The organism is Burkholderia sp. Bp8994 (genome assembly GCF_003853805.1).
Classification (GTDB): domain Bacteria; phylum Pseudomonadota; class Gammaproteobacteria; order Burkholderiales; family Burkholderiaceae; genus Burkholderia.
Genome location: NZ_QTQH01000024.1, coordinates 45978 through 59750 on the forward strand (window position 1 = coordinate 45978; position 13773 = coordinate 59750).

14 protein-coding genes are annotated in these 13773 nt (G+C 69.7%); 5 read left to right on the forward strand and 9 right to left on the reverse strand.

The window, feature by feature from the left end; translation table 11 throughout:
* Window positions 1-19: 19 nt before the first annotated feature.
* The 5 genes from DIE04_RS24660 to DIE04_RS24680 all read left to right on the forward strand — a co-directional run bounded on the left by DIE04_RS24660 (window position 20) and on the right by DIE04_RS24680 (window position 5152).
* Complete coding sequence (locus DIE04_RS24660; protein ID WP_040144699.1) at window positions 20-637, forward strand: DUF4126 domain-containing protein; 618 nt, start codon at window positions 20-22, stop codon at window positions 635-637.
* A 107-nt stretch (window positions 638-744) separates the two neighbouring features.
* Window positions 745-3249, forward strand: a complete 2505-nt coding sequence (locus DIE04_RS24665) for an ABC transporter permease (protein WP_124522504.1) — start codon at window positions 745-747, stop codon at window positions 3247-3249.
* 42 nt (window positions 3250-3291) lie between these two features.
* A complete protein-coding gene (locus DIE04_RS24670) occupies window positions 3292-3702 on the forward strand; it encodes a group II truncated hemoglobin (protein ID WP_044844686.1) in 411 nt (136 codons plus the stop codon).
* A gap of 104 nt (window positions 3703-3806) precedes the next feature.
* Window positions 3807-4538 (forward strand): alanyl-tRNA editing protein, encoded by a 732-nt coding sequence (locus DIE04_RS24675; RefSeq protein ID WP_124487219.1) that lies wholly within the window; start codon window positions 3807-3809, stop codon window positions 4536-4538.
* A complete protein-coding gene (locus DIE04_RS24680; protein ID WP_044844684.1) occupies window positions 4535-5152 on the forward strand; it encodes a DUF924 family protein in 618 nt (205 codons plus the stop codon). The genes DIE04_RS24675 and DIE04_RS24680 overlap by 4 nt, the downstream gene beginning before the upstream one ends.
* A gap of 102 nt (window positions 5153-5254) precedes the next feature.
* Here the strand turns inward: DIE04_RS24680 and DIE04_RS24685 are convergent, their stop codons facing one another.
* The 9 genes from DIE04_RS24685 to DIE04_RS24725 form a co-directional block, all read right to left on the reverse strand.
* Complete coding sequence (locus DIE04_RS24685; protein ID WP_124487220.1) at window positions 5255-7150, reverse strand: glycosyl transferase; 1896 nt, start codon at window positions 7148-7150, stop codon at window positions 5255-5257.
* A gap of 228 nt (window positions 7151-7378) precedes the next feature.
* Complete coding sequence (locus tag DIE04_RS24690) at window positions 7379-8140, reverse strand: SDR family oxidoreductase (protein ID WP_124522480.1); 762 nt, start codon at window positions 8138-8140, stop codon at window positions 7379-7381.
* A gap of 22 nt (window positions 8141-8162) precedes the next feature.
* Window positions 8163-8744 carry a TIGR00730 family Rossman fold protein gene (locus DIE04_RS24695; protein ID WP_044844682.1) on the reverse strand — a complete coding sequence of 194 codons (582 nt, stop codon included), beginning with the start codon at window positions 8742-8744 and terminating at the stop codon, window positions 8163-8165.
* Complete coding sequence (locus DIE04_RS24700; RefSeq protein ID WP_044844681.1) at window positions 8741-9496, reverse strand: TetR/AcrR family transcriptional regulator; 756 nt, start codon at window positions 9494-9496, stop codon at window positions 8741-8743. Before DIE04_RS24700 ends, DIE04_RS24695 begins: the two co-directional genes overlap by 4 nt.
* A 192-nt stretch (window positions 9497-9688) precedes the next feature.
* Window positions 9689-10225 carry a diacylglycerol kinase gene (locus DIE04_RS24705; protein ID WP_044844680.1) on the reverse strand — a complete coding sequence of 179 codons (537 nt, stop codon included), beginning with the start codon at window positions 10223-10225 and terminating at the stop codon, window positions 9689-9691.
* Window positions 10222-11256 carry a glycosyltransferase family 1 protein gene (locus DIE04_RS24710; protein ID WP_124573292.1) on the reverse strand — a complete coding sequence of 345 codons (1035 nt, stop codon included), beginning with the start codon at window positions 11254-11256 and terminating at the stop codon, window positions 10222-10224. The genes DIE04_RS24705 and DIE04_RS24710 overlap by 4 nt, the downstream gene beginning before the upstream one ends.
* Before the next feature lie 30 nt (window positions 11257-11286).
* Window positions 11287-12225 carry a UDP-2,3-diacylglucosamine diphosphatase gene (locus tag DIE04_RS24715; RefSeq protein ID WP_124487222.1) on the reverse strand — a complete coding sequence of 313 codons (939 nt, stop codon included), beginning with the start codon at window positions 12223-12225 and terminating at the stop codon, window positions 11287-11289.
* Between the two features lie 259 nt (window positions 12226-12484).
* The gene (locus DIE04_RS24720) at window positions 12485-12997 is read right to left on the reverse strand and encodes an RDD family protein (RefSeq protein WP_124487223.1); all 513 of its coding nucleotides are present in this window, start codon (window positions 12995-12997) and stop codon (window positions 12485-12487) included.
* Window positions 12998-13003: 6 nt separating this feature from the next.
* The gene (locus tag DIE04_RS24725) at window positions 13004-13765 is read right to left on the reverse strand and encodes a DUF3106 domain-containing protein (RefSeq protein ID WP_124487224.1); all 762 of its coding nucleotides are present in this window, start codon (window positions 13763-13765) and stop codon (window positions 13004-13006) included.
* Window positions 13766-13773 lie beyond the last annotated feature (8 nt).

Sequence of the window (13773 nt, forward strand, 5' to 3'; positions counted from 1 at the left end):
AAAGTGCAAGGAGAGGGCCATGATCGAAGCCATTTCGCTCGGCGCGGGGCTCGCGTGGGCGAGCGGGCTGCGCCTTTACCTGACGGTGCTGATCGCCGGCGTGCTCGCGCGGGTCGGCTGGCTCCATCTGCCCGACACGCTGGCGGTCCTGACGTCGCCGTGGGTCATCGGCGCCGCCGCCGTGCTCGCCGTCACCGAATTCCTTGCCGACAAGATTCCCGCGTTCGATTCGCTGTGGGACGCGGTCCACACCTTCATCCGCATTCCGGCCGGCGCGGTGCTGGCCGCCGGTGCGCTCGGCCATGCCGACCCGACCGTGCTCGCGGTCGCCGGGCTGGCCGGCGGCTCGCTCGCCGGTGCCGCGCACGTCGCGAAGGCCGGCACGCGCGCGCTGATCAACCTGTCTCCCGAGCCGATCTCGAACTGGGTCGCATCGTCCACCGAAGACGGCCTCGTGTTCGGCGGCCTCGCACTCGCGTTCTTCGTTCCGCTTGCGTTCCTCGTGCTGCTCGCGGCGTTCATCGCGGCATCGGCCTGGGCGCTGCCGCGTCTGTGGCGCGGCGTGTCGGGCGGCTTCCGCGGGATGGCGAACCACATGGTGTCGCGGCTCAACTCGATCGGGGGCAAGCGCGATTGAAGGCGCCGTCAACCGCCGAGCGGCAGCGTCCTGACCCTTCGCCGGCCGGGCGGCCCGGCCATGCCGGCCGCTTCGGCTGGCACGACCTGATCCGCCAGGCCGCACGGATGACCGCACGCGACTGGCGTGCCGGCGAACTGACGCTGCTGGTGCTCGCGCTGGTGCTCGCGGTCGCCGCGCTGACGAGCGTCGGTTTCCTCGCCGACCGGTTGCGCCAGGGGCTTGAGCGCGACGCGCGCCAGATGCTCGGCGCCGATTTCGTCGTGCGTGCCGACCATCCCGTCGATCCGTCGTTCGATCGCGAGGCGCGCGCACTCGGCCTGCGCACCGCGACGACCGCGATCTTCCCGAGCATGATCGCGTCGGCCGCCGGCCGGCAGGCGAGCGACGCGGCGCCCGCGCGCCTCGCGGCCGTGAAGGCCGTGTCGCCCGGCTATCCGCTGCGCGGCGCGGTCGAGATCGTGCCGGCCGGCGCCGCCGCCGCGCACAAGGCGGCCGCGATTCCCGCGCCCGGCACCGTGTGGGCCGATCCCGCGCTGCTCGATGCATTGGATCTGAAGGTCGGGGATACCGTGCGTGTCGGGTTGCGCACGTTCACGGTCGCCGCGTCGATCTCCCGCGAACTCGATCGCGGCTTCTCGTTCGTCAATTTCTCGCCGCGGCTGATGATGCGCGCGGACGAGCTTGCCGCGACCGGGCTCACCGGCTACGGCAGCCGCGTCACGTACCGGCTGCTGGTCGCCGGCGACCCGGCGGCCGTCGCGCGCTTCGAGGCCTATGCGCACGGGCGCGTCGACGGCGGCAAGCTGCGCGGCGTCGGTCTCGAATCGCTGCAGGAAGGCCAGCCGCAAGTGCGCCAGACGCTCGATCGTGCGCGCCATTTCCTGACGCTCGTCGCGCTCCTGACCGCATTGCTCGCGGCGGTCGCGATCGCGATGGCCGCCCAGCGCTACATGCGGCGCCATCTGGACGGCTGCGCGACGATGCGCTGCCTCGGCGTGAGCCGGCGCACGCTCGGCGCGCTGTTCGCGCTCGAATTCGCCGGCCTCGGCATCGTCTCGGGTGTCGCCGGCGCGGCGCTCGGCTACGGCGGCCACTGGGCGCTCCTGGCGGCGCTCGGCGGCCTGATCGACGTCGCGCTGCCGCCGCCGACGCTGTGGCCCGCGCTCGTCGGCATCGGCACCGCGCTCGTGCTGCTGCTCGGCTTCGCGTTGCCGCCGCTCGCGCCGCTCACGCGCGTGCCGCCGGTGCGCGTGCTGCGGCGCGACTGGGGCGACGCGTCGCGCACCGCGTGGGCCGCGTATGCGCTCGGCGTCGTGCTGTTCGCGGGGCTGCTGATCGTCGCGGCGGGCAACCTGAAGCTCGGGCTGATCGTCACGGGCGGGTTCGCCGGTGCCCTGGTCGGGTTCTCGCTGATCGCGCGGCTCGTGCTGTACGCGGCGGCGCGCGCGGTGCGCGATGCGCGCGTGGCGGCGGGCATCGGCTGGCGCTATGCGCTCGCGTCGCTGCACCGGCGCGGCACGGCGAGCGCGCTGCAGATCACCGCGCTCGCGCTGGGCCTGATGTGCCTGCTGCTGATCGCGATCACGCGCAACGATCTCGTCGCCGGTTGGCGGCAGTCGATGCCGCCCGATGCACCGAACCAGTTCCTGATCGACATCCAGCCCGACCAGCGCGACGACGTCGCGGCGTGGCTCGCCGCGCACGGCGTGCGCGATGCGGTGCCCGCGCCGACGGTGCGCGGCCGGCTCGTCGCGATCAACGGCAAGCCGGTGAACCCGCAAGCGTATCCGTCCGACGAGGCGCGCCGGCTCGTCGATCGCGAGTTCAACCTGTCGTATACGACCGAGCTGCCGCCCGACAACCGGATCGTCGCAGGCGACTGGTTCGGCAATTCGGCCAGCCCGCAGATCTCGATCGAGGCCGGGCTGGCGCAGACGCTGAACGTGAAGCCTGGCGACACGCTGCGCTTCGACGTGACGGGGCTGACGGTCGATGCGCCGATCACCAGCGTGCGCAAGCTCGACTGGGGCACGTTCCGCGTCAACTTCTTCGTGCTGATGCCGCCTCCGGTGCTGAAGGATTTCCCGGCCGTCTACCTGACGAGCTTCCACCAGCCGGCCGAGCAGGCGGCGCTGCTCGATCCGCTGATCGCGCGCTACCCGAACCTGACCGCGATCGACATCGCGCCGATCCTCGCGCAGCTGCAACGGATGATGCTGCAGGTGGTCGGCGCGGTGCAGTTCCTGTTTGCGTTCACGCTCGCGGCGGGCGTGCTGGTGCTGTACACGGCGCTGGCCGGCTCGCGCGACGAGCGCGTGCGCGAGGCCGCGCTGCTGCGCGCGCTCGGCGCGTCGCGCGCGCAGGTCAATGCGGTGCAGCGCGCGGAATTCATCGTCGTCGGCGCGCTGGCCGGCGCACTGGCTGCGGCGGGGGCGATCGCGGTCGGCTGGGTGCTCGCGTCGCGCGTGTTCGAGTTCCGGCTCGCCGTCGATCCGTGGCTCGTGCCGGCCGGCATCGCGGCCGGCGTCGCGTGCGCCGGTGCGGCCGGCTGGCTGAGCCTGCATAATGTGTTGCGGCGCCCGGCGCTGCAGTCGCTGCGCGACGCTTGAGCGTCGCCGGCGGCCCCGACTATCCCGTTTCCGATTATCCGTATGACCGATGTGAATGATGAAGCGCCGTCGCAGCCGACGGCGTTCGAGCTCGTGGGCGGCGAAGCCCGCGTGCGCGAGATGGTGGACCGTTTTTACGACCTGATGGACCTCGAGCCCGAGTTCGCGGAGATTCGCGCGCTGCATCCGGCGTCGCTCGACGGCTCGCGCGACAAGCTGTTCTGGTTCCTGTGCGGCTGGCTCGGCGGCCCCGATCACTACATCAGCCGGTTCGGCCATCCGCGGCTGCGCGCCCGGCACCTGCCGTTCCCGATCGCGTCGGTCGAGCGCGATCAGTGGCTGCGCTGCATGGCGTGGGCGATGGAGGACGTCGGGTTGCCCGAGCCGCTGCGCGAACGGCTCATGCATTCGTTCTACGACACGGCCGACTGGATGCGCAACCGGCCCGGTTGATCGACCGGTACGCCGCTGTCCGGACGCTGGGCGAACTGCGTCTGGGCGGCCGGCGCGGTGCGGCGCGACACTGGTCGTTTCCCCATCGATACGAGGTTCGCCCGATGATGACCCAGGCCCTGTTTCGCGACGATGCCTATCTGACGCAGTGCGAGGCCGTCGTCGCGGCCGTCGGCGAAGACGGCATCCGGCTCGACCGCACCGTGTTCTATCCGCTCGGCGGCGGGCAGGCCGGCGACAGCGGCACGCTGACGCTGCCCGACGGCAGCACGATCGCGATCGTCGACACGCGCAAGGCGAAGTTCGAAGGCGCAACGCCCGACGATGCCGTGCACGTGCCCGAGGCGGGCCAGGAAGCGCGCGTCGCGGCGCTCGCACCCGGCGCGCGCGTGGTCGCGGACATCGACTGGCTGCGCCGCTACCGGCGCATGCGATTGCATACGGCCGCCCACCTGATGTGCGCGGTGCTGCCTTACCCGGTCGACGGCTGCAGCGTGACGGCCGACTACGTGCGGCTCGATTTCGCGACGTCGGACACGATCGACCGCGTCGACGTCGAGCGCCGTCTCGCGGAACTGGTCCACGGCGCGCATGCGGTCACGACCGAATGGATCACCGACGCGGAGATGGCCGAGCGCCCCGAACTCGTGCGCACGATGAGCGTGAAGCCGCCGCTGGGGCTGGGCCGCGTACGGCTGCTGCGCATCGAAGGTGTCGATCTGCAGCCGTGCGGCGGCACGCATGTGCGCAATACGTCGGAAATCGGCGACCTGCGGGTCGCCAGACTTGAAAAGAAGAGTGCGCGGACACGGCGCCTCGTGCTGGAGTTTGCATGACGATCGACAACCTGACGGACAGCGCCGCGGCGCTCGATCCGCAAGCGCGCGAGATTCTCGATTTCTGGTTCGGCGAACCGGATTCGGCGGCGTTCGGCCATGCGCGCAAGGTGTGGTTCAACGGCGGCGCGGCGTTCGACGACGTGCTTCGTACGCGCTACGGTGCGTTGCTCGACGCCGCGTGCGACGGCGCGTGCGATCACTGGGCCGACACGCCGCTCGGCGCGCTCGCGCTGATCGTGGTCCTCGACCAGTTCTCGCGCAACATTCACCGCGGCACGCCGCGCGCGTTCGCCGCCGATCCGAGAGCGCTGGCGCTCGCGCGGCGCGTCGTCGCGGCCGGGTGGGACGCGCAGTTGCCGAGCGGCCATCACCGCGCGTTTGCGTACCTGCCGTTCGAACATGACGAGTCGGACGCGAGCCAGCGCGAGGCCGTGCGCCTGTGCGCTGGCATTCGCGGCGAGGCCGGGTGTGCGAGCTATCACGACTTCGCGTTGCGTCATGCGGCCGTGATCGGGCGTTTCGGCCGTTTTCCGCACCGGAACGCGATTCTCGGCCGTGCATCGACCGATGCGGAGGCGGCATTCCTGCGCGAGCCCGGCTCGTCGTTTTGACGGGCGGGGGGGCGGGATGGCGGGCATGAAGCCGCGCTCGCGCGCCGCTTGCGCTGGTCTTCCGGACATGACGACGGCGCCGTTTTGCGGCGCCGCCTTGCATTACTTCGTTTCGTGCGCTTCGGGCGTGCGCACGTAGACGCGCAGCAGCTCCTCGTCGTCGCCCGGGCGGGCGCCGGTCCAGAACAGTTTCCATTCGCTGCCCGGTGCCGGATCGACGGCCCGCACGCCCTGGACGATCATCCACGTGCAGCGCGTCGTCTTCGCGTCGTCGATCGGCGTGTGCTGGATACCGGAGAAGTAGTACATCATCGGCGCTTCCGATTCGCCGAGCCCGTGCAGGCTCGCCATGCAGTCGCCGTCGCTCCACTCGAGCGCGAGATGCGCGTTCAGGTCGTCGAACACCGACCGGTAGCTCTTCGCGACGTCGAGCCACGGCAGCAGCAGCGTATAAACGAGACCCCACGCGACCAGCGCGCCGGCGCCCCACGACAGCGCGCCGCGCCACAGGCCGGTCGTGCGCAGCTTCGGCAGCAGCGACAGCCAGCCGACCGTCAGCGCGAGCGCACCGATCACGAGCCCGGGCACGATCGGCATGGTCCAGTCGAGCGGCAGCCAGCGGCCGAGTACCGCGAGGTTCGCACGCGATGCACCGGGATCGGCCATGACCGCCCAGATCATCCACGCGAGCGCGACGACGGTGCCGAACAGCAGGCGGCTCAGGTAGTCCCATGCGAGGTGCAGCCCGCGCGGCAGGCGGTCGATCGCCTGCGCGGCGACCAGCGCGAGCGGCGCGAAGAACGGCAGGATGTAGAGCTGGCGCGAGGTCGCGGACACTTGCAGCACCGCGAGGCCGATCCCGGCGAACAGCACGGGCAGCGCGATGCGCGGCGTGCGCCAGTCGCGCCATGCGCCTCGCGCCAGCGCGGCGATCGCGAGCGGCGCGACCGGGAAGCCGAGCAGCAGGAACGCACGCAGGATGAAGAACGGCTTGTCGTTTTCCGCGCCGAGTTCCGGCACCGAGAAACCGAAGAAGCGGCCGACGTTGTTGTCCCAGAACCACGTCATGAACAGCGTCTCGGAACGCAGGAACAGCGCGGTTGGCCAGATGAGCGCGAACGGTGCGAACACCAGCGCGGCGACGCCGAGCGAGCGTGCGAACGCGCGCGTACGGCAGGCGGGGTAGAGCACCAGCGCGCCCGTGAGCGTGGCCGCGAACACGAGCGGCACGAACAGCCCCTTCGCCATCAGCGCGATGCCGACGCCCGCGCCGAAGAGCGGCGCGGCCCAGCGGCCGGACGGCCGCACCGGCAGCCCGTGCCGCATCTGCCGCGCCTGCGCGACGTGCCGCATCACGAGCTCGAGCAGGCCGCAGAAGCCCATTGCGGTGCCGGCGAACAGCGCGACGTCCGTCATCATGTCGTGCACGTGCTTGATCACGACGAGCGTGCCCGCGCTCAGCACGACGGGGCCGATCACGCGCAGGTCGAGCCAGCTGTCGGCCCGGCCGGCACTGCGGGCCGCGCGAGCGATGAAGCCGAACGCGAGCGCCGCGAACAGCGCGCTCGCGAGCCGTGCCGCGTCGTGCAGCGGCATTACCCGCTGCAGCAGCCACGCGAGGCTCGTCGCGACCCATGCGTAGAGCGGCGGCTTTTCCATGAACGGCTGGCCGGCGCTGGTCGGCACGACGAAGTCGCCCGTCTCGAGCATGTGCTGGATGATGCCGAACGTATAGGTTTCGTCCTGCTTCCACGGATCGTGGCCGAGCACCCCCGGCAGCGTATACGCGCACACCAGCGCGGCAACCAGCAGCCAGACGCGCCAGCCGAGCCGGAGGACGCGATCGCGGGTGGCGTTCGGTGCGGCGGCGCCGGCCACGGCAGGCGTGCCGGCGCCATCGAGTGTCGCGCTGAGGTTGGGATCGGCGGCTGAGCGTGCGTGCGCGGCCGAAGCGGGCACGGCCGTGCGTCGCCGGCCGGGCGCTGCGGTTCCTGGCATGGAAAAGATCTCGGTCGGGTCAAGCCGGTCCGGCGACATGGGCCGGGACCAATAAGGGTCGCATCGAGGCGAAATGACAGCCGGATGACCGGCCGTTTTTGGCTTGGCGCTAGTAGAACACGGAACCGTTACGGATGTTTACTGAAACAGCCGCGATATTGTGGAGATTTGTGGTGTCGTGACCACGGACGGCCCCGGTCGGCCGTTTTTCCGCCTTTTGGGGCGGGATTACCGGCCGCCGCCGACGTCGAGCAGGGCGCCCGTCGTGTAAGACGCCGCGTCGCCGAGCAGCCAGACGATCGCTTCCGCGATCTCCTGCGCTTCGCCGGCGCGGCCGAGCGGCGTCTGCGCGCCGAGGCGTGCCGCGCGGCCCGGCTGGCCGCCGCTCGCGTGGATTTCCGTCTCGATCAGGCCGGGGCGCACCGCGTTGACGCGTACGCCGTGCGGGCCGAGTTCCTTCGCGAGGCCGATCGTCAGCGAATCGACCGCGCCCTTCGAGCCCGCGTAGTCGACGTACTCGTTCGGCGAGCCGAGCCGGGACGCGATCGACGACACGTTGACGATCGCGCCGCCGCGCCCGCCGCGATCGGTGGACAGCCGGCGCGCGGCTTCGCGCGCGCACAGGTAGGCGCCGAGCACGTTGGTGTCGAACATCCGCCGCAGCCGTTCGACCGGCATGTCGGCGAGCGGCAGCGACGGCGCGACGATCCCCGCATTGTTGACGAGCGCGTCGAGGCGACCGAACGCGGTCGCGACCGTATCGAACATCGCGATGACGTCCGCTTCGTTCGCGACGTCGCCGGCGACGACGCATGCGCGGGCGCCGGCGTCGCGAACGGCTTGCGCGGTCAGTTCGGCGGCCGCCGCGTCGCGCGCGTAGTTGATGCCGACGTCCCAGCCGCGCCCGGCCGCGAGCACGGCGGTCGCGCGGCCGATGCCGCGGCTCGCGCCGGTGATGAGGACGGCCTTGCGCTCGGACGGTGCGGGCATCGCGTGCGGCTCCTGATGAACGTTACTTGGCCGCGTCGGTTGCCCACTTGTCCTGGGCGAGCGGCTGGTAGCGGCGCAGCTGTTCGATCAGCGCGACCGGTTCGGCGTCGATGCACAGTGCGTCGAAGTAGGCCGGGCGCATGAAGCCTTCGTCGACCGTATGGCGCAGCAGCGCGATCAACGGATCGTAGAACGAATCGATGTTGTACAGCGCGACGGGCTTGCGGTGATAACCGAGCTGCGCCCACGTATAGACCTCGAAGAATTCCTCGAGCGTGCCGGCGCCGCCGGGCATCGCGACGAACGCGTCGGACAGGTCGGCCATCATCTTCTTGCGGTGGTGCATGTCGGGTACGACGTGCAGCTCGGACAGCCCGGTATGGCCGACTTCCTTGTCGACGAGCAACTCGGGGATCACGCCGACCGCACGGCCGCCGGCCGCCATCACTTCATCGGCGATCACGCCCATCAAACCGACGCGGCCGCCGCCGTAGACGAGCGTGAGGCCCGCATCGACGAGCGCGCGGCCGAATGCGCGCGCGGCGTCCGCATAGACGGGCCGCACGCCGGACGACGAGCCGCAGTAAACACAGACTGCCTTCATTGTTTCGTATCCTTCGCGGCGGGCTTGGCGGCGACCGGGCTGCCCGCGGGGCGCGGCGAACCGTCGCGCGGCGGCAGGTAGTCGGTGAACTGGCGCTTGGGCAGCTTGCCGGAGACGAGATCGTCGAACAGCTGGCGCGAACGGCCGCGCAGGTACGGGGCCATGATCGAGATCACGTGCATGCTCACCTGGTGCAGCTCTTCGCGGATCGCGTCCTGGTCGTTGTACTTGCGCGGATGCATCACGTACTGATACGACAGCCAGTACGTCGAGATCACCGCCATGTTGGTGGCGATGACTTCGATCTCGGCGGGCGTCGCGACCATTTCGGCGTCGGACACGAGCAGTTCGCACATCTCGTGCGCGAAGCGCACCTTGTGGCTGATGATCTGCTTGAAGTGCGTCTCGAGCGTGCGGTTGCGCGCGAGCAGGTCGTTGAGGTCGCGATACAGGAACCGGTAGGTCCACATGAAATCGGCCATGTACTGCAGGTACGACCAGGTCTCGTCGATCGTCGGACGGTGATCTTCGGGGAAGCGTAGCCGCCGTTCGATCTGCTGCTCGAACTGCGCGAAGATGCTGTTGATGATGTCGTCCTTGTTGCGGAAATGGTAGTACAGGTTGCCTGGACTGATTTCCATTTCCTCGGCGATCGTCGTGGTCGTGACGTTCGGCTCGCCGATCTCGTTGAAGAGTTTCAACGACAACTCGAGAATCCGTTCGCGGGTGCGGCGGGGAGGTTTCGCTTCCATGTCGTCCGGCCCTGTGTGTGCCGGACTGGCGGGCGCTGCAATCGATGCTGCGGGATTCGTCCGGCGCGGGTTGCTGTTCTAAGTCTGGCGGACGATTATAAACCGCGGTTTCCTTGCATCGGGCGCATTTCGTGAGCGCGATGCGTTCCGCGCATGGTGCGCCGCCGCACGCGGGCGGCGGCGCGGGGGTTGCTAGAAGCCGAGCCAGCGGGCGATCACCGGCCCGAGCACGAAGCCCCACGTCGTCACGCACGCGAACAGCGCGACCGTGACCGCCGCGCTGCCGAGATCCTTCGCGCGCTTCGACAATTCGTGGCGCTCGAGCGAGATGCGGTCGATCGCGGCCTCGACGCTCGAGTTCAGCAGCTCGACGATCAGCACGAGCAGCACCGACGCGATCAGCAGCGCGCGCGATGCGGCGGGGACCGGTGAGAACGCACCGATCGGCAGCATCAGCGCGGCGAGCGTGAGCTCCTGGCGAAACGCGCTCTCCTCGCGGATCGCGACGCGAAACCCGTTCAGCGAATGCTTGAGCGCGTACCACGCGCGCGTGATGCCGCGGTGGCGCTTGTACGGGTTCGGCGGCAGCGGCGCCAGGCGATCGTCGGGGCCGAGCGGTTCGTGCGGGTGCACGTCCGCGTCGGCGTGCGGCTCTTCTTCGTCGAACGGACGATGCAGTGGCGCCGTGATGGCAGGGGACGGGGTCTTGTCGTTCAGGTCTCGTTTCAAACGGCGGCACCTTCGGCGGGCGAGTACGCAGTCTTCGGCAGCGGCTTCAGATGCGACGCGAACTGCTCGGACGCCGCGCGCCACGAGAAGCGTTCGGCCCACGCGCGGGCCGTATCGCGTTCGATCTTCAGCGCCTCCAGGCAGGCTTCCTGCAGGTCTTCGTGCATCGCGCCGGCATCGCCCCCGCCGAGCACGTCGATCGGGCCCGTGACGGGGTAGGCGGCGACCGGCGTGCCGCACGCGAGCGCCTCCAGCAGCACGAGGCCGAACGTGTCGGTGCGACTCGGGAACACGAACACGTCGGCCGCAGCATACACCTTGGCGAGCTCGGCTTGCGACAGTACGCCAAGATAGTTCGCTTCCGGGTAGCGCGACTTCAGCTCGGCGAGCGCCGGACCTTCGCCCGCGACCCACTTCGAGCCGGGCAGGTCGAGGCGCAGGAACGCCTCGACGTTCTTCTCGATCGCGACGCGGCCCACGTACAGGAAGATCGGCCGGGCGGTGTTGAGCACCTTCGACTCCATCGGCCGGAAGATGTCGAGATCGACGCCGCGCGTCCACAGCACGACGTTCGTGAAGCCGAACTTCTCGAGGTCCTGCTTCACGACCGGGGTCGGCGCCATCACCGCGAGCGACGGCCCGTGGAACCAGTGCAGGAACTTGTAGGTCGCCGACAGCGGAATCCCGAAGCGCGCCTGCACGTATTCCGGAAAGCGCGTGTGATACGCGGTCGTGTACGGCAGCTTGCGCGCGCGTGCATAGCGTCGCGCGGCGAGGCCGAGCGGGCCTTCGGTCGCGATGTGCAGCGCGTCGGGTGCGAACGCATCGATCCGCGCGCGCAGCTTGCGGTACGGCAGGATCGACAGGCGGATCTCGGGATAGGTCGGGCAGGGCACCGTGCGGAATTCCAGCGGCGTCAGCATTTCGACCCGGTGGCCGAGCGCGGTGAGTTCGCGGGTGGTGCTCTTCAGCGTGCGCACGACGCCGTTGACCTGCGGTTCCCACGCGTCGGTGACGATCATGATCTTCATCGCGGCATGTGTCCTGTAAGTGGAGTTGTGTCAGGCAGTGGCCTTGGCCTTGCGCGACGGGGCAACGGACGGCGCGGTGCGCATCGCCGTCCAGTAGACGACCTTCAGTTCGCCTTCCATCGTCTCGACGAGCGCGGACAGGCTCTCGACCCAGTCGCCGTCGTTGCAGTACAGCACGCCGTCGATGTCGCGGATCTCCGCCTTGTGGATGTGCCCGCACACGACGCCGTCGCAGCCGCGGCGGCGCGCCTCGTCGGTCATCACGGTCTCGAACTGCGAGATGAAGTTCACCGCGTTCTTCACCTGGTGCTTCAGGTACTGTGACAGCGACCAGTACTGGAACCCGAGCCGGCTGCGGATCCGGTTGAACCAGCGGTTCAGCACGAGGATCAGCGTGTAGAGCGTGTCGCCGAGATACGCGAGCCATTTCGCGTGCTGGATCACGCCGTCGAACAGGTCGCCGTGCACGATCCACAAACGTTTGCCGGCGAGCGTCGTGTGGAACGCCTCGCCGCGCACCTGGATGTCGCCGAATGCGAGGTCGCAGAACTGCCGCGCGCCTTCGTCGTGGTTGCCCGGGATGTAGACGACCTGCGTGCCCTTGCGCGCCTTGCGCAGCACCTTCTGCACGACATCGTTGTGCGCCTGCGGCCAGTACCAGCCCTTCTTCAGCTGCCAGCCGTCGATGATGTCGCCGACGAGGTACAGGTATTCCGAATCGTTGTGGCGCAGGAAATCGAGCAGGTACGGCGCCTGGCAGCCGCTCGAGCCGAGATGGATGTCGGACAGCCAGATCGTGCGGTAGCGATGCGTGGACGGCTCGGGGTCGTCGCGCTGCGTGACGTGTGCGGCCGCCGGTTCGTGCGGCGAAAGGGCATCGGTTGCGGCCGAGCCGGACAGGAAGGCGGTGACGGCGCGGGCGCCGAGCGGTTGACGGAACAGGGAGGTCGCGGACGTTTTCTGGCCCATGCATGACTCGCGCCGGTTGACATTACCGGCATTGCGCCATGCGGGCGTGACCATGCCGTGACAGTCACGAGACGTTCTTATTACTGTCGTCGCGGCGTGTTTAGCAGTGAATGTGGCGGTGTTGCGTAATCTGCCGAACCGACTGGCCTGCGGTTACCGTGCATGCCTCGCGGGGCGGGCGTGTGGGCGGTTTCGAGTGGTTTTGTCTGATGAATGCGCGGATGCGCGGAGCCGTCCCGCGATCACGCGAACCGCGCGGTCAGCGCGGAATCGCGACGACGCGCGTGCGGGCGATGCGGTCGTGCGGAAACTGGCGATCGCTATGCAGGCGGGCGGCGCCGGCCCAGACGACGATCCATGCGGCGGCGAGCGCGAGCGTGACGGGCACCGACAGGCCGAGGAGCGGATGCAGTGCGAGCGGCGGCAGGAACCACAGCCAGCCGAGCGCGTAGCGGACGAGCGCGTGGCCGGCGTTCAGCGGCCGGCCGCTCGACGATTCGAGCCGCAGCCGCCAGGTCTTCATCGGCAGCGTCTGGCCGCCATGGGTCCAGAACCAGACGAAGTACGCGCCGACGACGAGTGCGATCCACGCGGCGAGCAGGTTGTGATGGACGAGGCCGTTGCGCTGCTGCGTCGCGAGGCTGAAGGCGAGGGCGGCGAAGAATACGACGCCGAACAGCAGCACGGCTTCGTACAGCATCGCCGCGAGGCGCCGCCGCACGGACGGCGCGGCGGCGACGGCCGGGGCCTCGGTTGCGGGGGCGCTTGCCACGGCGGGTCAGGAACCCTTGAACATCGACGGCGCGTCGGCCGGCGACACGGGCGTGACGGTCGCGGGTGCGGGGGCGGTGCCGGACGTGGCCGATGCGGTCACCGGCGGCGCGCCGGCGCCGACCGATGCGGGCGCCGGTGCCGCAACAGGGTTGCTCGCCGGATGTTCGTGCGAATTGACGAGGCGGCGCACGTCGCGGTCGGCGACGGTCGGCGGCGCGCTGACGACGCTCGGCCGGCGCCGGCGCTCGGTCGCGGCGAGGCGCTGCTTCTGTTCTTCGGGCAGTTGCTGGTAGGCCTTCCATGCGCGCTCGCGCGCCTGCGCGGAAAGCTCCTTCGCGCTCTGGTAATTCTCGCGCGCGACGCGGCGCTGCTCGGGCGTCATCCGCGCCCACTCGGACATCCTGTCCTGCAGGTGCTTCTGCTCATCGGGCGTCAATTTCGCGAAACGGGACGCGATCTTCAGCCATTTGCGCTTGCGCGCATCGCTGAAGCCATCCCACTGATCGGCGAACGGCGCGAGTGCCGCGCGTTGCGCGGGCGTCAGGCGCGCCCACGAGAGCGGGCCGTTGGCGGCCGGCAGCGGCAGGGGCAGCGGGGCGAGTTCGGTGGTCAGGCCGGCCGCGGCCGAGGTCGGCGCGGGCGCGCTGCTGGCCGCGGCGGAGACCGTCGCGGGGGGCGGGTTGAATCGGGAATAGGTGGCGACGTAGGAAATGGCGATCGCGATCACGCATCCGAAAAATACGGCCAGGCCGCGTTTCTGACTCACCCGTGCGA

What these genes read in the sequence shown, in the direction of transcription:
- DIE04_RS24660 (WP_040144699.1), top strand. Translation starts at nt 20, where the DNA reads ATGATCGAAGCCATTTCGCTCGGCGCGGGGCTCGCGTGGGCGAGCGGG.
- DIE04_RS24665 (WP_124522504.1), top strand. Translation starts at nt 745, where the DNA reads ATGACCGCACGCGACTGGCGTGCCGGCGAACTGACGCTGCTGGTGCTC.
- DIE04_RS24670 (WP_044844686.1), top strand. Translation starts at nt 3,292, where the DNA reads ATGACCGATGTGAATGATGAAGCGCCGTCGCAGCCGACGGCGTTCGAG.
- DIE04_RS24675 (WP_124487219.1), top strand. Translation starts at nt 3,807, where the DNA reads ATGATGACCCAGGCCCTGTTTCGCGACGATGCCTATCTGACGCAGTGC.
- DIE04_RS24680 (WP_044844684.1), top strand. Translation starts at nt 4,535, where the DNA reads ATGACGATCGACAACCTGACGGACAGCGCCGCGGCGCTCGATCCGCAA.
- DIE04_RS24685 (WP_124487220.1), bottom strand. Translation starts at nt 7,150, where the DNA reads ATGCCAGGAACCGCAGCGCCCGGCCGGCGACGCACGGCCGTGCCCGCT.
- DIE04_RS24690 (WP_124522480.1), bottom strand. Translation starts at nt 8,140, where the DNA reads ATGCCCGCACCGTCCGAGCGCAAGGCCGTCCTCATCACCGGCGCGAGC.
- DIE04_RS24695 (WP_044844682.1), bottom strand. Translation starts at nt 8,744, where the DNA reads ATGAAGGCAGTCTGTGTTTACTGCGGCTCGTCGTCCGGCGTGCGGCCC.
- DIE04_RS24700 (WP_044844681.1), bottom strand. Translation starts at nt 9,496, where the DNA reads ATGGAAGCGAAACCTCCCCGCCGCACCCGCGAACGGATTCTCGAGTTG.
- DIE04_RS24710 (WP_124573292.1), bottom strand. Translation starts at nt 11,256, where the DNA reads ATGAAGATCATGATCGTCACCGACGCGTGGGAACCGCAGGTCAACGGC.
- DIE04_RS24715 (WP_124487222.1), bottom strand. Translation starts at nt 12,225, where the DNA reads ATGGGCCAGAAAACGTCCGCGACCTCCCTGTTCCGTCAACCGCTCGGC.